This is a genomic window from Erwinia endophytica, from assembly GCF_009295515.1.
Taxonomy (GTDB): domain Bacteria; phylum Pseudomonadota; class Gammaproteobacteria; order Enterobacterales; family Enterobacteriaceae; genus Erwinia; species Erwinia endophytica.
Genome location: NZ_RQVV01000053.1, coordinates 1 through 16,271, shown reverse-complemented (window position 1 = coordinate 16,271; position 16,271 = coordinate 1). Strand labels below are relative to the sequence as shown.

Sequence of the window (16,271 nt, the reverse complement as noted above, 5' to 3'; positions counted from 1 at the left end):
CACGTATTTTCCGACGAAACCGGAGGGAAATATGTTGTTTTTTAAAATTAAACACTGTGACGATTGCGGAAAGAGGCTGGGACTGGCTGAACGCCTGAGTTCGCCGGATAAAGAACTATGTACATCCTGTTATTTTCATCTCGTTGAATCGACAAGAGGAAAACATTTCACTCCCGCCGGGGAGAGCTCTACTCCGGCAGATCCGGCCAGACCACAGCAGACGGCACCGATAAATCAAGCTCGATAAGATCAATACGGTAATTTTGCCACGCCAGCAGGCGCGCCCGCTGTTCTTCTGTTGCGCGCCCCAACTCGACAGCATCGCGTAGCGGATCAATGACGACTGTTGCCGCGGCAATTCTTGTTGTTCTTTCCTGCTCGGCCTGTTCAATCAACTCCGCTTCAGTATAGACACGCTGACTAATGGCCTCTGATTCGCTATCAAAAACCCACTGCCCGCCGGGCGGTGGTAACGTGAAATCATCCGGCACAGTAGACATTTCAGCAACATAAAATGAAAGCGGGAATAACGTAGACGCGTCATAGCTGGCAGAATTAATCAGGTTATTTTCATCAAAAACGATTTTTAACGTTTCTGCCTGAAATATTTTCTGTAATTCGTACCAGTCGTTCCCATCGCTATCAGCTATAAACATGACATTATGACTGCTCTGTAATGCCGTTTCTTCTTCATTTAAATCATTACGAATAGAAAAAGGTCCATATGCATTAATCATTTATTTAAATACCTTTTATACATAGGATACTGTATACCATGTACCGCCAACCGCTTTTTGTAGTGGTCGCAGGCGGATCCAGTAATTAGATGAGCCATAATCAGCCCATGAGCTCATAACTCCACCGGTTAGACGCTCAGTATTACTACGTTCCTGAAATTCTGATGAACTGCCTAACCGGATATCCTGCACACAATTAGCATACGCCCAGTTTATTGCACTGTTGTAAGCATTGTTATACGCGTTGTTATATGCATCATTAGCTTTCGCAGCTATCCACTCATTAAGATAACCGCCCCATACGGAGCCATAGACATTTCCGTCCGCCGCTAACCAACTGGCGCCGCTGCCTGTAAGCAGTCTTCCGACCGTAGTAAAATCTTCATCAGTAAAAACTTTACCAGTTGACCATTGCACATACAGTGGACGTTTTTCATTCCAGCCCCCGTTGGGGTCTCCGTCTGCTGTGAGTAATAGATAATAATTCTCGCCGTCAAAACGCCAAAAAAAACTTTTGTTATTTGCAATAATTCTAAAATTATTTACGACATTCGACCAGACTTCACCCTTTATTTCTCCCCCTGTAATGGGGTAGGCGTTCAGGTTAGCCCTGGCGGCATTCGCATCATTCACGTCAGATAAATTAGCATCCTGCCGCAAAAAAATTCCGTCACCGGTGGCCACTTTCAGCGTGATGTTCTCAGTGTCAGAAACCAGCAACCGAAACGTCAGATTAACAGCCACGCCGCTGCTGGGTTTTTCGATTGCGGCACAGTTGGAGATAGCAAATAACACACCATCGGATGTTAATAACCCAATTTCGCGGACCACGAAACCACCAACGGCGGACGGCAGGACCAGTTGCGCCATTATCTGGTTTTCCTGCTCCGGCGAAACTTTGAGCGATGTTATTTCCCCGCGGTATGTTTCATTAACCAGCGCGGTTCGGGTCGCATCGGGAACCTGCTCAACCCCGCCGCCATCCCCTACTGCGAAATGGGTTAGCTCCAGCGCCACACCTGCGGCCACTGCTGCGGCCTCAGCCGCTTTGCCTGCATCGGTTAAAACTACATAATATTGTTCAGCCATTTTTTATCCCGCCGGTATGTCAATATCGATATTCATCGTGACCGCGCCGCCGATATACATTGCGCCCGATCCGCCAACCTCGGCCATTACATCGATCACCGTCAGCCAGCTGCGTAAATTTTTAGCGCCATCCACCTGACGCCTGATCCTGCTGTACAGCTCATCACTAACCGCCTCGTCGCTGTAGACCTCAATCCGGAACGTGTACGGATCGCCCTTTGGGGTTTCCTGCCACCACTCGATCACGGTCGTCGGATAACCCACTGAACTAAGCGCCCGCCTCACCGCCCCCGCGGTACCGCGGTGTTGATGAACATACGGCGAATCTTTAATAACCTGGCGCTTTTGTGCGTCTGTCCATCCCGGATCCCAGTAATCAACCGCATATTCCCACGCCAGCCAGGGCAGCAACTGCGCCGGACAGGTGGCTGCGTTTTTTGCCTGGCGCGCGGCGTCAGTTTCTAGCGCAATGACTGGCTCTGCGGTCGCCTGCTCCAGCGCCCGTTCGCTCAACAGGGTATTTGGCGGCAGAATTGATCTGAATGTGGCCATATTATTCAGACCTCGTTATGTTGATTGCCGTACACCACGGCGCCCCACCGGTAATGGCCTCAATATCCGCTGTCGGACTCGTCAGGCGCACGCGTGTCACCCCGGTCTGCTGCAGCGCGGCATAAATTGCTGACAGCGGCACCACGGTATTAATGCGATGGGCCAGTTCTGTGTAGGATGTACACGCATCAATTGCGCTTTGCAAAACGGTATCCGCATCCGGCCCATCCGGGATTTCCAGAGTTGCCGTAACCGCATATTGCACCAGCGTAGCCGTCTGGACTGTTACATAGTCTGTTAATGGGCGCGTTTCGTCAGCGCTCAGCGCGTCAGCAACGGTTTTTACCAGACTGTCCGTCGCCTGGCCATCGCCAGTGCGCGATAACACATAAACATCAACATAACCCGGTTTACCGTGTGTATCAGGACCGTATGCCTCAGCATCGAGGATATCTGAATCAGCTGATTTTGCATGATAGCGATATGAATTACGGGCGCCGGCAGTATTGAGTTGTGCCCAGGACAGCTGGATCCGCTCCCTGAGCGCATCATCATCCTCAAGCACCGCCTCAACGGGCGGGACGGCATCCTCATCAGCTGGCGTGATAACGAGCCGCTCAACGTTGAACGCCGCGCCCACCTGATCCAGATCATTACCAGTGGCGCTCGCCAGCAGTACCGCCCGCACAGCATCATTAATACGCTGAAATGCGAGGGTTAGCTGATATGCGCTGGCCTCACCCTGTTTATATGCCGGATCCGACTCCACCAGCGCATCAAAATCAGCATCAAGTTCACGCAGTCGCGTCAGCCAGTCGCTGAAAATAGTTGCAGAGGACGGGGAGTAAATGGCATCAGGTACAGCAAGATTAGAAAGATTAATTACATCGTAACTTGATGACATAAATCAGATTTTCACTCCATCAATGGTAACCACTTCGTTCCCTTCGCTACTGACACCCTCTATTGACAGGACAAAAACACCATCCCCATCGCGGGCTACATTGACAGTATTCACTGTTAGGCGCGGTTCCCATTTAGCTAATGCCGAGGCCGTGGCTGCAATGATTTTTAGTTTCGTCAATCCATCCTGCGGCCGGTCAACGAGATCAGGGAGATCACTTCCGTAGTCACGCAACATGACACGGGAGCCAACCGGCGTGGTCAGAATATCGACGACCGACTGGCGAAGATGTGCGCGACCCGACAGGCGCTGGCCCGTCTTTCTGTCTGTTCCGTTCATAATTATCCGTTAGCTAAAATAAGCCGGCCCTTTTTTCGTTCCGGACTCTTTTTTGCTGATATCCAGCGCAAGACTCCATGAAAACGACAGACCGCGGGTTGTGAGAGAAAAACTCAGGGATTCAACCAGCCATTGCCGATCCTCCACCTCCCCAAACCCCGATGTAATGACACGACATTCCGCCGTCATTGGGATGTGTTCTGGCAGGCATGGACCCGTTAATGTCATACGTTTGCCATTGCGGGCCGCATTCGATTTACGCGATTTAGCCCCCCATTCAGCCGTAGATTTATTAAACTGCGTGTATGGGTTATAAATGGCGGGGCCGTCATGCTCTATTGAGACAGATTTTGTTTTACCATCTGCCTCATCAAAATAATTAACACCAATTTTATTAGATTTATCTCCGGACGTGTTTCCGTGGGAGCCGTCACTGTATGACCATGAGCTCAGCTGATCCGGCGTAATCGTTATGCTGCCGGTTTGTTTTCCCGATGCCGTAGTAGCGGTTCCCTGCTCAAGAAAAAGCCAGTAACCACCGGCGGGTTTACTGACAGCGTTATACGTGCGGGCCAGGCGGCTCATTAGATTTGCGTCAGATTCTGCCGTCTGATCAATGTGATCAATTTTAATCGCCGCCAGTTTTTCAGCGACGCGCGGAATAAGTCCGTTATCTGCCGCCACCGTTTTCACAATATCCCCCAGCGTCAGAGAGTCCCAACTGCGGGTTTTATGACTCTGTACGTTACCGGATTGTTTGCTGGCGTTCATGGGCGCCGCGGTGGCGTAAATCTCTACTTTACGCGGCGGTCCGCTGCTGCTGACGCCGCAGACCACGAACCAGCCCTTGTCCTGCAAATTACCGCCAAACCCCATCCCGAGCCTCAGCCGCGCACCTTTGGATGGGAGTTTTAGTGTTGGTGACGTTACCGATATTTTCAGCTCATCAGATTTTTGCGTTGCGCCCCCGAAATCCGTCAGCGTTATTTCGCTCATATATTTTTGCAGAATAGCCGTTATGTCTTTTCCCTCCGCCACAATGCTGAACGCGGGAGCGTAGCGGTTATCATCAGCCATTTTAATCCCATAGAGAATTAGAAGAAGTTGCGACAGTTGTTACAATGTCCGGCAATGTAATTTGCACGCCAGCAGGGTAAACAGCGCCGCGATCTGCCAGCCCGCTATTAGCGTCCAGAACGGTCAGCACGTTAGCGGCCAGATTGTCAGTGCCGTAATGATCAGCACAAATGGCGTCCAGGACGTCGCCATCACGGGTTTGATAGATCGTCGCCATAGTGTTTAATCGTCATTGTCCATGTCTTGTTACGATATCCGCCAGCCGGCAGAAATTTTGTTACCGTATCTGAAAAATCAGTGATCACCCACCAGCCCAGCACGTCACCATTCCCGCTAACCAGCTGCAGGGGCTGCGCCTGATCCGCTAAATCGTACAGGTCATCAACGGCGCCCACGCCATTTCTAAAAAAAGCGTGCGTCTCGCCATCAAATTTCACTGTGCGCGCGGCTTTTCCCGTGTACTGGAGCAGATCCTGTTTACCGATCCGCTCCTGATCAGGCCAGCGCCAGGACGCTTCGCGAGCCATCTGGTTGTACGCGGTAGTATCGACAGAAAAGGCAAAATCACCCAGCATCATCATTACGCGGGGTTCGGCGTTTTCTGTCGTTTCCGACTGACTGTCAGAACTCGCTGTAATTTCACCCAACATTACCATTACCAGTTATACCCAGTATCATAGAGAGAATTGCTGCCATCAAAAACGCTGGTGCTTTTAACCCGGTCGATCACCTCATTGGCGATCCCGCGGCCGTCAGCTGCATCAGCAACATTAATTTCAATATTGAACGAGTTACGACTGTTGTTAGTAAACTCCTGTTGCCCCACCCGCCCGCCTGCGCCGCTAAGTTGCTGCGCAAGCGCTGGCCAGCCGCCGATCACACCAGTGGAGTCGCCAGACGTATCATCCAGGCTGAACATGCCACCCGGTTTACCTGTGTAGCGCTCCATCTGTCGCGAAAATGCCTCTTCATCATCGCTAAAAAGCCCATGCGTATCGCTGTACGATTTTTTTACCCGTTCAACAAAATCAGGGTTGTCCCTGAGTTGCTGATCAAACCAGTCGCCAATCCCTTCGGACTGCGCCCGGTTGCGGGCAAAATCAACAGATCCGGTCTGACCCAGAAGTTTTAGAACATTTTTTTTATCCTCGTCTTCATCAGGCAGCAGCCATGATAATTTTTTCGCTAATGCAAAAATGACTTTACCGACATAAACAATGCCGTTACCAAATGCTAATGCGCCAGGATAAAGATCACTTTTAAGAAAACGGGTTATTTTCGATATTCCGCCGTTTCTGAACCACTCCGCCAGATCATCAGTCAGTTTTTTGATATCAGGCGACAGCTCATTACCCAACTGCCCGGATATCTCTGCAATTGCGGATGTTAAAACCAGCCGCAGATTGCTGAACGCGCGATTCCCCTCCATTGCGCCTGCGGCGCCCGCTTCCGTGATTAATGTGTAGCGCTTCTGCTCTTCCATCAGGTCGCGATAGCTTTTGCCTGACTGTTTAACAATCATTAATAATTTGCTGGCCTCACCGCCAAACAGTGCATCAAGGGCATAAGAGGCTTTGTCATCATCAACTGCGAGTGATTGTTCGATCACTTTGTTAAACATTTCCAGGCCACTCAGCCCAGCCAGATCCCCGGCTTTAAATCCCAGGGTGTCCATTGCGTCCTGCAGCGTATCGAGTTTGCCTGTTTCCCGATATTCGCCGACTTTATGCATAAACTCTTCAAACAGATCGCCAAAATTCTCGCCGTTCATGTCGTATTGTTTAGCTATCGCGTCCCAGGCGTTAAACGTTTCACTACTGACACCATAGCTGCGGGCCACCCCCACCCGCTCGGCAGTTTGCGCATTGATGGCGGCGGGAGAGATAAGGGCGCCCATTGCTCCCGCCACCAGGCCGCCGCCGCCGATGGCCAGACCAGGCCCCATCATGCCGCCCAACTGACCAACAACGCCCATACCACGGCGGAGCAATCCGGCGCCGCGACCTTTGAATCGCTCAAGCCGCTCGGTCCTTTTTAGCGCCCGGTTTAACTTCTCCTGCTCCGCTTCTGTCTTTTTGATCTCACGTGATACCCCGGCATAGTCCTTTTTAAGTGAGGCGACAGCCTGTCCGGCCAGTTTCGCTTTTTTGAGTTCAGCGGCCAGCCGGGTCTGCTCTTTAGTCAGTTTGTCGGACTGTTTACCGACATCCGCCAGGCCTTTTTTTAGTGATGCGGCAGACTGTTTCCAGCTCGCACTCAGATTGCCGCCGAACTGGATGGTCGCCTTAAGATTTTGATTTATTCCGCCCACGCTCTGCCTCCTCAATTTCCAGATTTACCAGTTGCTCCAGGGTGCCAATTGGCATGTCCAGATAATCGGAAAGGGAAAAATTTAATCGCCGCCCGAGGGTTCGGATGATTCTGAGGATATCGCCTTCGGTCGCTTCGCGGGCGGGAGCATAAAAACGTTAAACGCCTCCTCCATCTGAATATAATCAGCGGCGGTGAGTTTATAGAGATCCTGCTCGCTAATACCGCATAACGACGCAATCATCCGCGCTTCTTTTTCTTCCTCCGTGCCACGATCTTTTGCAAACAGGATGCGGTCACGGACAACCGGCTCGCGCATGCTGACTTCTGTCAGCACAACGTCACCCGTGATCGTAACTGGTGTATATAATTTGATAGTTTTGGTTTCGCCTGGGTACATGGATTTTTCTCACAAAAAAGCAGCCATCAGGCTGCGGGATTCAAACGCGAATTTTAGCGGCCAGGGTCGCCAGCTGATCGACGCCGTTAATCCGCCGCATAAACCGCTCGGTATCAATTTCCACCAGTTCAATGCCGTCCAGGTTTTTTTTGTAATAACTGACCGCAATATCAACGGTGGTAGCACTCTCGGCCAGGTTGCTGTTTCCGCGGGCATCCGGGGTAACGGAAAACACAAAACCCTCAACAACTTCAATGGTTCCCTGCACCGCGCCGTTACTGAGATAGCCCTGATAGGCGGTAAACATCGGTTTACTACCGCTGATAAAACCGAAACTCGACAGCATAGTGGTATCAAGACCATAGAATTTTATCTGACACGTCAGCGCCTCCATGCCATCATCAACCGGTGTTGGCGCATCCTGCGCGCCGGTTCTTAGATCGGTTTTTGTGATTGCAATCACTGGCGGCGTAAATTCATGCGCGCCCTGAATACGGACGCCATTTTGGAAAAACGTCCACCCCTTTTGTATGGATTTCCCACTCATGCCGCTAACTCCTCAAGTGCGTAATTGTTATTCACGCGCACCCGCAGGGAAATGCGCTCTGTCGGTGATTTAGGTCCGAAATCGTAATTTATGTAAAGCACGCCCGCGGCCATCGTTTCGACTGTATTCAGCTCTTCATCAAGCCATGCGGTGCCGCCAAATATGGCCCCAAGGGAGACAAGGGAGCGCATATAGGAGTTGATGGTTTCGATAATGTCGTCGGCGTTCTCTTTATCGAGTGGACGATCAACATATTCCATCATTGTTTGCTGAATGCTGTCTTCAATAACATCAGCAGTGCGGCGTACAGACTCAAAACGCCACTGCGTATCAGTTGCACACAGCCGGTTACCCCAGTGCCTGAATCCGTCGCGGCGGATGATTGTTGAAATGTTTTGCATGTTGAGCAAATTAGCGTCGCAGTTTTCCTCACCCAAAATAAACTCGTCAATCTGTTCAACACCCAGGATGTTGTAAATTTCCTGATTCGATTTACTCCACCACCAGCCATTCTCGTAATCAATGCGCGCCCTGAGACCCGCAGCAAATGCCGAGCAGGGGCGGTAAACCAGTTCGCCGGCGTCATTGCTGACCTGTGGTCGCGCGCGGAGTAATTCAGTGCGCGCACCGTATGACTGGCGACGTAAAACTACCTCCTGGAGCGTCGCCATTGATGCGCAATCAACATACGCGACCGCGCGGAGTTTTCCGGCCTGCGTCTCCAGCGCTTTACCCACCGCGTCATCCTCACTGAATCCGGGGGCTATCAGGATGCGGGGGTGGTATGAGGTAACCGATTTGCTTTTAGAAAGCGCGGTGATCCCCTTCAGGATTGCGGCGCGTTGCGTTGTCTCTGTGGCGCTTTCTTCAACACGTACAACAACTGTTAACGCGTTACGCTGATAGTTAATTTCCTCCAGAGCCTCGGCGAGAGTACCGTCCGATCCCAGTGCCGTGATCTGTGTCGTACCCACGACAGCCACCGGGGTATAGAGCGGGAACGGCTCATCGGCGCCGCCGGTCAACTGAACGTCAAACGCACTGACCACACCCTCTCCGCTTCCGGTGGCCACTACAGGACAATTAGCAATATTACTAACCACGGAAACAACATCGGCAGGCGTGGCAGTGATTGTACCGTCAGCATCACAACCCAGCGTGATTGACAGCACGCTGTCGGCCCAGGTTGCCGATGTGGCGATTGCTGCTGAATTGTCAGCAGGTGTGCCGCCCACAGCGGCAACGGAATAATTGTTACCCGCCGCGCCGGTTTCAGCTGTAAATGTGACAACGTTATCAAGAATTGGCGTTCCCGATGTTGCCGTTGCCGCGCTGCCGCTATTCACCGCCGGCGCGGTGCCTACCAGACCGATGATTGCGGTCTGGATTGTTGTTACCGCCACTGTGCCGGACGTTAATTCTATTGTTTCAACGCCGTGTAACTCAGACATATTGAACTCCGGATATAAAAACCCCCGCAATCGCGGGGGCTGTAATTTAGAATTTGAATTTTGTTGATACTACATGGGGCTAAGGGGTTCTCCGGTTATTGATCCGGTTTCGAAATGCGTATGTCCGTTATAGACCACTCGGATCCAGCTCATTTTGCCCTGCCAGTCTGATATTTCGCCGTCAGATGCAATATTGCCCTCGACATTCAGATTGCCGATTATTTCAACATTTCCGGTGATTTTATAACTGCCGCCATCAGCCAGGGTGATCGTCAGAGTGTGCGCGGCGCGGTTATAGCGGATCTCCGTCCCGTCACTGTATTTTGTAATGTGTTCACTGGTTGTGCCATCCGGCACGGGCATGGCCTCTGTGTTCCATCCGGGGAAAACACGACCGTTATTCAAATCTCCCCCCTCTGACAGCACGGTGACCGGATCACCGACTGCGGCGGGGTTATAATCAGACCGGTTCGCGCCGGTAAAACTTTGGCACAGCGGGAGCCAGGCGGTAACGATTTCACCCAGCTCAACCCGGCATTTGGGGATCCCCCCCTGTTTTACCGAATGAATAACACCCCGGCGAACTATATTTGCCAGCCGCCGCTGCAAATCGCCGACCACATCATCCATCAGAATCCGCCTCCCAAATCAGACGATAATCATCTACATGCTGCTGTCCGATGTCCGGCGCAATACCGAGCCAAGCCTGTTTAAGTGGTTGGCCAGTTGACGCAAACGGATCCTCACCAAACGCGGCATTTTGATTAAACGTAATCCGCCAGACCAGATAATCATCCATTCGTGGATCAAATTCGTCTTTAGTAGCGGCAATAAACGTGGCTGGCTCAACACCGGACAGGCCGAACTGCTGGCCGTTGATCCACTGCGTTAAATCTGCCGCGGCCGCGCGAAGGAATATCGCGGGTTTCTCATTTCCCGCGCCGGCAGCATCAACAACAACATACAGATCGCAGTCAAGCGTAACCTCAAGCTGGCCAGTGGTACCGCCGTTATCAGTCCACTCATTCAACTCAAAATACACGGCTGGCGTAACGAGCCCGGAGAATTTTGGCGCGTCTTTTTCCGGATAGGTATCCGCATCACGCACCCATGAAATGCGCTGCAGCGCGCCGATCACGGCTTCGTGATAACGCCCCATCATTAGAGGATCTGACATCGGTTCCCCCTTTAAACATCAATGCGGGCTTTGATGCGCCCACGCAGATCAGTTTCAAAATGATGCATAAAAATGTCCATGACCTCTGCAAACGCGTGATCTTCTATGTAATCCAGCATGGGGGCGTAAACATCAATCTCAGCCTCACGGGTCCGGCGGGTTTCAGGATCGCGGATAACAATCGTCCGGCGTCCCTCGCGCTTTGAGCGTGACACCTCGCCATTTTCATAGGTTTTTCCTGCCAGCATTGCCCCCCTGGGATCGAAACCGGGCGGGTTCTGTTTCCGGCGGCGGGCCTTTATAAAACGGCCAGTTGCCGGATCACGCTGGTCATGATGTGGCCGGATCCGCCCCCTGATTTTGCCTTTCAGATCTTTGACTTTTATCGCGTTCAGACCAAACCAGAGTTTTGCTGTATCCAGCTGAGATCCACGGGAGATACTGAACGACAGAATGCGCCGGCGTATCATCTGCAAACTGCGCGGGGCAAGGCCGCTTTTCAAATCAGCCATTGCCTTTTTCCTGAGCGTTGCAGCTGTACGCCGCAGCGCGCGGGAGTATGCGTTTCTGAACTGCTTCTGCGTTGCCCCCACTTTTTCAGCAATACGCCAGATAGCGCTGACATCAATATCAACCGGAAGATCCCGCCTTAACCTGCTTTCACGAGCCATGCGTTAACTCCAGGCATCAATATCATTTACCGGGCGCCCTGGCTTGCCATGGGCGAGTTTTACGGTCAGTGAATCGCCGTCCGGGCGACCAATCGCTGTGACATAAAACGCAACGCCGTGAATGTAAACCGCGTCGTGCTTTTTCAGCCCGGCGACTTCATCGGCATTACAAAACAACTCTGGTTGCGAGTTAACAACCTGGCCCCCAGCAATTTGCTGGATGGTGTCCTCATCATCAAAAATCACATTGATGGAACGCTGAACACCTCCGATCACTGCAACGACCCGCCCACCGAACGTATCCATTACAATTTTGTCAACCTCTGACATTGCCCGGTCAAAAATGTTATCAAAGGTGGCCACCGTCAATCCTCTTTTTGCGCGATACCGGCTTTTTCCAGCGCAGCAAGATCGTTAGGCGTAACCCGGACGTGCGTACCCGCCAGGGCAATTTCCACGCGTTCGTCGTTTGTCTCATGCGTTGCGTGCATGTGAGCGGTTTTTAACATCAGCACCCGGACCAGCCCTGTTGATGGTTTCCCCTCACTACCTGCATCACCCCCAGCGACGGCGCCCCCTTCGGTAGAATCACCATCGGTAGAACTGTCATCGGAATCGTTCAGTTCTTCTTCCGCTTCAGTAACACGCTGCTCAAGCTCTGCAATGGTGCCTGTTGTATCAATTTCACGACCCAGCAACTCACCCAACTCCAGTAAGCGGGCAATCAATTCATTTTTTGACATTGGTTTTTTCTCAATAATGGCCCCGGACGGGACCAGTTGAACGGATTACGCCAGGGGTTACGCCAGAGTGACGACAACAAACTCGTCCGGATCGGTCAGCAGCATAAGCGGCGCGGATTGCGTCATTGTGAATTCACGGGCCGGATCGCCGGTCTGGATCCAGTTTTTCGGGTACCGGCTGGATTTTGTGATACCTTCGCCTATTGCCTCAATATCCTGTATGCCGCCGTATGTGCGAATACCGCGAGCCTGATTGTTGCCCAGTACCATTGTGTAATCCGGGAGATAGTGGGTTTTTTGACCATCAACAATATGCTCGCCGGTATAGACGACAATAGCCATGTCCCCATACATTCCTTTGTATGAAACGGCCAGTCCCAAATCTTTGACCGCAGTTTCCAGCACAGAATTAGAACCGCGGCGAGTGTCCAGCTTGTCTTTTACCGATTTAAATGACCGGAACAGCGCCCACGCTTTGGGATCCATCACGCAGATATTAATGATGCCGCTGGCCGCCAGCGCGTATTTTTCGATGTCGTCGGTGGGATCAAAGGTGTCACGGTCCTGCGCAGTCCACGCTGCTGATCCGGCCTGGGTGATATTGTTTGCCGCGCTACGCTGCATATCCACCTCAACGGGCTCAAACTGCTCCCCGGTCATGATGTATTTGCCGTACAGCACCGCGTCAACAGCCTGGCGTTCCTCAACCTGCTGAATCGCCAGCTCTTCATCCTGCAAATTTTGGAGAAGAATTCGGCGGCGGCGATAGGCGGGATCGGTCAGTAGTTGCGGATCCTCGTCAGGCAGGCGCCGGATTGTCATCTGCGGATTGACTTCATGTTTGGGCTTAACATAACCCGGTTTAAACTGACGAGTCAGCCCGCCCCGCGAGCGGATCACCTCACCAGAGACTGTTGGGGATATGTAAAGTGCCATTTCAACATTGCCGGGTATCAATGCGAGGTTGACCAGTTCAGTGTCAAACTCATACATTTCACGAAAAAATAAACGCAGAAACAGCGGATCAAATTTAAATTTCTGGCGTGTTACCGCCAGGAGTTTACTGGTCGTATAAAGAGACGTGCTCATAAAAAAATCCCATAAAAAAAGGCCGCTTTTGCGGCCCTGTTAACAAGAGAGGGTTTACACAACGCTGCAGGACGTCCCCGCGAATGCGTTGCGCTGGACGTCTTCAGCGACATCCGCCGGCCAGACCAGATCTTCGATCCGGAATGTGCCGGTTTTGTAATACGTCAGCAACGTTTCTCCCCCCTCCAGCGCCAGGGCCAGAACCCCAACCGCCGTCCCGGCCGCCTGACCGTCCCAGGCCACCAGCGTTGATCCGCTGAGCATAAGTGGGGTAAGCGCTGGTGTTGCGGAACTAATGCCGGATGGCGCGACGGCGGTATGTGCCTGATCGCTACCCCCGAGGGGTTGGTGATACTCGAATGTTTCTTCATTGATCATGACTGAAATCCTAAATTGGTGTGTTCATAAGTTCATCAACATCCGATACAACACCGGCAGCGGCAGACACCGCCCCGGGCGCTTCGGCCATTAATGTGTCAAGGCTGGTTTCGCTCCGTGCCTGCGCGCTGAGCGGCGTTGCTGACATAATGCGGACTGCATTTTCCGGCGTCATGCCGGGTGTAGACGCCAGCGCCATAGCCTGGGACTCACGCCCTTTCGCCTCATCACAGCCGAGGATCCCCATAATCCGTTCGTTTTCCGCCAGCGCTGCCGCTTTCGCTATTGAATCAGCATCGATTGTGGTCGTGGCCGCAGTGGTTTCCTGATTTTCCTGGATGTTTTCAGCCCCTGCGGTGGTTGTTGTGGCGACCTGCGCCGGTAATGTCAGTGACATATTTACTCCGGTTTTTGATTTAGTATTAAGAAATTCCCGCATCACCTGCAGGGCGTCTGTGTTAATGACCAGCTCATCTGCCAGCCCGATGTCGATCGCCTCGCCGCCGCAATAAACAGCGGCCTCTGTATCGAGTACGGACTGCAGGCCGAGCCCGGTATACAACGAAACTTTTTCCGCAAACATCTGCCGCGTAGCGTCAATGCTGCTTTGTAGCTGCTGCCTGACCGATTTGGGCAGCGACTGGAACGGATTCCCGTCTGTTTTGTGTTTACCGCTGTATATCAGCGTGATCTCAACCCCCTCTGTTTCCAGCGCCCCACTGTAATTGCTGTGCGCCATCACAACACCAATTGAGCCCGTGCGGGCGGTTTGCGTAACCAGTCGCCGTGAACATGCACTGGCCAGTAACTGGCCCGCTGAGCAGCTCATATCGTTTGATAACGACCAGATCGGTTTATCGGTACGCAATCTGGCAATCATGTCAGCACAGTCAAACGCACCCGCGACCATGCCGCCAGGCGTGTCAAAATCCATCAGGATCCCGTCTACGCCGGGATCGCTGACAGCCTGCTCCAGCCGGGTCACAATCCCGTTGTAACCGGTCATGCCGCTGTAAGGGCGTAGTGATGATGAGCGGCTAACCAGTGTCCCGGAGACAGGCACTATCGCGATACGATCTTTGACCTGATAACTCCGGACGTTGACACCGGAACGATCAGGACCATCAAAGAGTGACAGCCCGTCGCTCATCTCGTTGCGTTCCAGGGTGGTCTGGCTGACTGTATCGATGATACGATCAGCCCCCAACTGGTAACCCAGGGCGCAAAAGAAAATCCGCGCATAGGCGGGTTCAAGCATTAACGGGGCGTTAAGCGCCATGCTGGCTATATGCGGCAGATTACGCTGCATTCTGTACCTCTTTATCATCCTGTTGTGACTGCTGCAGGCCGTTAGTAAACGCGGTGGCGGCCCAGGCTGGCGGTTGCAGACCGGCGGCGCGGCGCTCCATTGTCTCTCTGACCTGCTGTGCAAAAATATCCCGGTAATCATGACCGCGTTTTGCGCACTCAATTTCATACGTGCTGAGACCGGCCTCGATCAACATGACCGCCTCCTGCACCTCTTTCAACCCGTCGATCGCCATCCGGCCAGCGCCAATCCACTCGCAGTTCCCCCACGCACTGCGGGCCTCCTGCAATGAATATCTGGCGCGCTGCGGCAGACGGACAACACCGCGCACGATGGCCTCCTCCAGCCAGCACAAAAACATCTGACTGGCCAGCCGTGAGGCAATGAATTTTCGACGGCCCATGAAATAACACCAGGACTCATTAGCCGAGGCGCGGGCTGTGGAATAGGACATCTGTGAATAGTTGCGGGATAGCTGCTCGTAAGAGACTCCCAGCCCCGCAGCGATATAACGGAGCAGGGATTGCTCAAACGCGGAATAACCGTTATCCGTATCCTGCGCTGACTGCAGGTTTAACGTGTCGCCGGGGTAGAGATGGGGCACTTTTGCTCCGCCCATTTTGACCTGTGCGGCGCTGTAATACGCCACCATCTGACTGAGCATTTTTGTTACCGCCCCGCCATCTGCTGCGGCTTTCTCGTCAGATCCCAGAATAAATTCCATCGCCTTTTCTGAATCAAGCTCACTTTCGATGGTGGCGGCATACATCGCCTTTATGAAAAGATAAAAATAAATTTACATTATTAACAATTAGTTACATCGCATTACATCGAAGGAATTAGCAGAAATGCAATACACATTGCAATACACCGTCTTTGCATAGAAAAGACTGCTCTTACTTTACCTTTTTCTTTACCCCCTTGAGCCCAACCCCTTCTACAATTCCTTTAACGAACCCTGTTTCCCACTTCGATTCATCAGCGTAAATGTCCACTCTCGCCAGCATCCTGGTGATGTATCTCTGTCGCGGCAATCCTGGCGTAAATAATTTTATGGATGGGGTCCCGCTTTCGAAGATTACTGTTGCGGGTGAATTCGTCGCCAGCCATCACATGAAAGTTGCTGTATCAGTTGTAGTATCAGCTGCACTTAATTTATTAATTTCAGGCTGATAGATTCAATTACTAAACAACAACCAACCTCAGGAAATGCTCATATATGGCGACTTTTCGCGCGTCCTCCGACCCCCGGCTTAGCGATCTGGCTGGAAGGACCCGCAAAATAATTCCCTTCTCAATTATTACATCTGCACTGATTTTATCTGACACAAAAAAACCCGGACAGTGCCGGGACCTTCTGTGTTGTGCTGGTGAAAGGGTCATGACGAACGGCGGGTCCGCCATGCGGGTTTCCTGACGATGTGAACCATCCCGGTAATCCTGGAGACTAAACTCTTTGAGAGAGAGGTAAACAGGATGACTAAAAACACGCGTTTTT

Annotated in this window: 20 protein-coding genes and 1 pseudogene; all 21 read right to left on the bottom strand. The window is 52.2% G+C overall.

The annotated features are described in order from the left end of the window. Window positions 1–188 precede the first annotated feature (188 nt). Window positions 189–737, bottom strand: coding sequence for a tail fiber assembly protein (locus EH228_RS14790; protein WP_152322393.1), 549 nt, complete (start codon window positions 735–737; stop codon window positions 189–191). A gap of 15 nt (window positions 738–752) precedes the next feature. Beyond that, the gene (locus tag EH228_RS14785) at window positions 753–1,826 is read right to left on the bottom strand and encodes a phage tail protein (RefSeq protein WP_152322392.1); all 1,074 of its coding nucleotides are present in this window, start codon (window positions 1,824–1,826) and stop codon (window positions 753–755) included. 3 nt (window positions 1,827–1,829) lie between these two features. Beyond that, window positions 1,830–2,378, bottom strand: a complete 549-nt coding sequence (locus EH228_RS14780; RefSeq protein ID WP_152322391.1) for a phage tail protein I — start codon at window positions 2,376–2,378, stop codon at window positions 1,830–1,832. Between the two features lies 1 nt (window position 2,379). Next, the gene (locus tag EH228_RS14775; RefSeq protein ID WP_152322390.1) at window positions 2,380–3,282 is read right to left on the bottom strand and encodes a baseplate assembly protein; all 903 of its coding nucleotides are present in this window, start codon (window positions 3,280–3,282) and stop codon (window positions 2,380–2,382) included. A gap of 3 nt (window positions 3,283–3,285) precedes the next feature. Continuing rightward, window positions 3,286–3,621 carry a GPW/gp25 family protein gene (locus EH228_RS14770; RefSeq protein ID WP_152322389.1) on the bottom strand — a complete coding sequence of 112 codons (336 nt, stop codon included), beginning with the start codon at window positions 3,619–3,621 and terminating at the stop codon, window positions 3,286–3,288. Window positions 3,622–3,630: 9 nt separating this feature from the next. Then, window positions 3,631–4,698 carry a contractile injection system protein, VgrG/Pvc8 family gene (locus EH228_RS14765; RefSeq protein WP_152322388.1) on the bottom strand — a complete coding sequence of 356 codons (1,068 nt, stop codon included), beginning with the start codon at window positions 4,696–4,698 and terminating at the stop codon, window positions 3,631–3,633. 1 nt (window position 4,699) lies between these two features. Beyond that, window positions 4,700–4,915 carry a tail protein X gene (locus EH228_RS14760; protein ID WP_152322387.1) on the bottom strand — a complete coding sequence of 72 codons (216 nt, stop codon included), beginning with the start codon at window positions 4,913–4,915 and terminating at the stop codon, window positions 4,700–4,702. After that, entirely contained in the window at window positions 4,890–5,348 is a 459-nt protein-coding gene (locus EH228_RS14755) for a phage tail protein (RefSeq protein ID WP_240116303.1), read from the bottom strand. The genes EH228_RS14760 and EH228_RS14755 overlap by 26 nt, the downstream gene beginning before the upstream one ends. 5 nt (window positions 5,349–5,353) lie before the next feature. After that, the gene (locus EH228_RS14750; protein WP_152322385.1) at window positions 5,354–7,009 is read right to left on the bottom strand and encodes a hypothetical protein; all 1,656 of its coding nucleotides are present in this window, start codon (window positions 7,007–7,009) and stop codon (window positions 5,354–5,356) included. An 81-nt stretch (window positions 7,010–7,090) separates the two neighbouring features. Continuing rightward, window positions 7,091–7,408: a phage tail assembly protein gene (locus EH228_RS14745; RefSeq protein ID WP_152322384.1), complete on the bottom strand. Its 318-nt coding sequence runs from the start codon at window positions 7,406–7,408 to the stop codon at window positions 7,091–7,093. 40 nt (window positions 7,409–7,448) lie between these two features. After that, window positions 7,449–7,955: a phage major tail tube protein gene (locus EH228_RS14740; RefSeq protein WP_152322383.1), complete on the bottom strand. Its 507-nt coding sequence runs from the start codon at window positions 7,953–7,955 to the stop codon at window positions 7,449–7,451. After that, a complete protein-coding gene (locus EH228_RS14735) occupies window positions 7,952–9,406 on the bottom strand; it encodes a phage tail sheath family protein (RefSeq protein WP_152322382.1) in 1,455 nt (484 codons plus the stop codon). Before EH228_RS14735 ends, EH228_RS14740 begins: the two co-directional genes overlap by 4 nt. A 69-nt stretch (window positions 9,407–9,475) precedes the next feature. After that, window positions 9,476–10,036 carry a phage baseplate assembly protein V gene (locus EH228_RS14730; RefSeq protein ID WP_152322381.1) on the bottom strand — a complete coding sequence of 187 codons (561 nt, stop codon included), beginning with the start codon at window positions 10,034–10,036 and terminating at the stop codon, window positions 9,476–9,478. Beyond that, window positions 10,029–10,583, bottom strand: a complete 555-nt coding sequence (locus EH228_RS14725; RefSeq protein ID WP_152322380.1) for a hypothetical protein — start codon at window positions 10,581–10,583, stop codon at window positions 10,029–10,031. Before EH228_RS14725 ends, EH228_RS14730 begins: the two co-directional genes overlap by 8 nt. A gap of 11 nt (window positions 10,584–10,594) precedes the next feature. Beyond that, entirely contained in the window at window positions 10,595–11,254 is a 660-nt protein-coding gene (locus EH228_RS14720; RefSeq protein WP_152322379.1) for a hypothetical protein, read from the bottom strand. A 3-nt stretch (window positions 11,255–11,257) separates the two neighbouring features. Then, window positions 11,258–11,617 (bottom strand): head-tail joining protein, encoded by a 360-nt coding sequence (locus tag EH228_RS14715; RefSeq protein ID WP_152322378.1) that lies wholly within the window; start codon window positions 11,615–11,617, stop codon window positions 11,258–11,260. Window positions 11,618–11,619: 2 nt separating this feature from the next. Next, window positions 11,620–11,997 (bottom strand): DNA-packaging protein FI, encoded by a 378-nt coding sequence (gpFI, locus tag EH228_RS14710; RefSeq protein WP_152322377.1) that lies wholly within the window; start codon window positions 11,995–11,997, stop codon window positions 11,620–11,622. Between the two features lie 57 nt (window positions 11,998–12,054). Beyond that, window positions 12,055–13,086: a major capsid protein gene (locus EH228_RS14705; RefSeq protein WP_152322376.1), complete on the bottom strand. Its 1,032-nt coding sequence runs from the start codon at window positions 13,084–13,086 to the stop codon at window positions 12,055–12,057. Between the two features lie 54 nt (window positions 13,087–13,140). After that, on the bottom strand, window positions 13,141–13,464 hold the full coding sequence (locus EH228_RS14700) for a head decoration protein (protein ID WP_152322375.1): 324 nt from the start codon (window positions 13,462–13,464) through the stop codon (window positions 13,141–13,143). 10 nt (window positions 13,465–13,474) lie between these two features. Further along, a complete protein-coding gene (locus EH228_RS14695; protein ID WP_193323357.1) occupies window positions 13,475–14,773 on the bottom strand; it encodes a S49 family peptidase in 1,299 nt (432 codons plus the stop codon). Further along, window positions 14,763–15,551 (bottom strand): annotated as a pseudogene (locus EH228_RS14690) (phage portal protein); the annotation flags it as partial. The gene EH228_RS14695 and the pseudogene EH228_RS14690, both read right to left, overlap by 11 nt. Window positions 15,552–16,271 lie beyond the last annotated feature (720 nt).

What these genes read in the sequence shown, in the direction of transcription:
- EH228_RS14790 (WP_152322393.1), bottom strand. Translation starts at nt 737, where the DNA reads ATGATTAATGCATATGGACCTTTTTCTATTCGTAATGATTTAAATGAA.
- EH228_RS14785 (WP_152322392.1), bottom strand. Translation starts at nt 1,826, where the DNA reads ATGGCTGAACAATATTATGTAGTTTTAACCGATGCAGGCAAAGCGGCT.
- EH228_RS14780 (WP_152322391.1), bottom strand. Translation starts at nt 2,378, where the DNA reads ATGGCCACATTCAGATCAATTCTGCCGCCAAATACCCTGTTGAGCGAA.
- EH228_RS14775 (WP_152322390.1), bottom strand. Translation starts at nt 3,282, where the DNA reads ATGTCATCAAGTTACGATGTAATTAATCTTTCTAATCTTGCTGTACCT.
- EH228_RS14770 (WP_152322389.1), bottom strand. Translation starts at nt 3,621, where the DNA reads ATGAACGGAACAGACAGAAAGACGGGCCAGCGCCTGTCGGGTCGCGCA.
- EH228_RS14765 (WP_152322388.1), bottom strand. Translation starts at nt 4,698, where the DNA reads ATGGCTGATGATAACCGCTACGCTCCCGCGTTCAGCATTGTGGCGGAG.
- EH228_RS14760 (WP_152322387.1), bottom strand. Translation starts at nt 4,915, where the DNA reads ATGGCGACGATCTATCAAACCCGTGATGGCGACGTCCTGGACGCCATT.
- EH228_RS14755 (WP_240116303.1), bottom strand. Translation starts at nt 5,348, where the DNA reads ATGTTGGGTGAAATTACAGCGAGTTCTGACAGTCAGTCGGAAACGACA.
- EH228_RS14745 (WP_152322384.1), bottom strand. Translation starts at nt 7,408, where the DNA reads ATGTACCCAGGCGAAACCAAAACTATCAAATTATATACACCAGTTACG.
- EH228_RS14740 (WP_152322383.1), bottom strand. Translation starts at nt 7,955, where the DNA reads ATGAGTGGGAAATCCATACAAAAGGGGTGGACGTTTTTCCAAAATGGC.
- EH228_RS14735 (WP_152322382.1), bottom strand. Translation starts at nt 9,406, where the DNA reads ATGTCTGAGTTACACGGCGTTGAAACAATAGAATTAACGTCCGGCACA.
- EH228_RS14730 (WP_152322381.1), bottom strand. Translation starts at nt 10,036, where the DNA reads ATGGATGATGTGGTCGGCGATTTGCAGCGGCGGCTGGCAAATATAGTT.
- EH228_RS14725 (WP_152322380.1), bottom strand. Translation starts at nt 10,583, where the DNA reads ATGTCAGATCCTCTAATGATGGGGCGTTATCACGAAGCCGTGATCGGC.
- EH228_RS14720 (WP_152322379.1), bottom strand. Translation starts at nt 11,254, where the DNA reads ATGGCTCGTGAAAGCAGGTTAAGGCGGGATCTTCCGGTTGATATTGAT.
- gpFI (WP_152322377.1), bottom strand. Translation starts at nt 11,997, where the DNA reads ATGTCAAAAAATGAATTGATTGCCCGCTTACTGGAGTTGGGTGAGTTG.
- EH228_RS14705 (WP_152322376.1), bottom strand. Translation starts at nt 13,086, where the DNA reads ATGAGCACGTCTCTTTATACGACCAGTAAACTCCTGGCGGTAACACGC.
- EH228_RS14700 (WP_152322375.1), bottom strand. Translation starts at nt 13,464, where the DNA reads ATGATCAATGAAGAAACATTCGAGTATCACCAACCCCTCGGGGGTAGC.
- EH228_RS14695 (WP_193323357.1), bottom strand. Translation starts at nt 14,773, where the DNA reads ATGCAGCGTAATCTGCCGCATATAGCCAGCATGGCGCTTAACGCCCCG.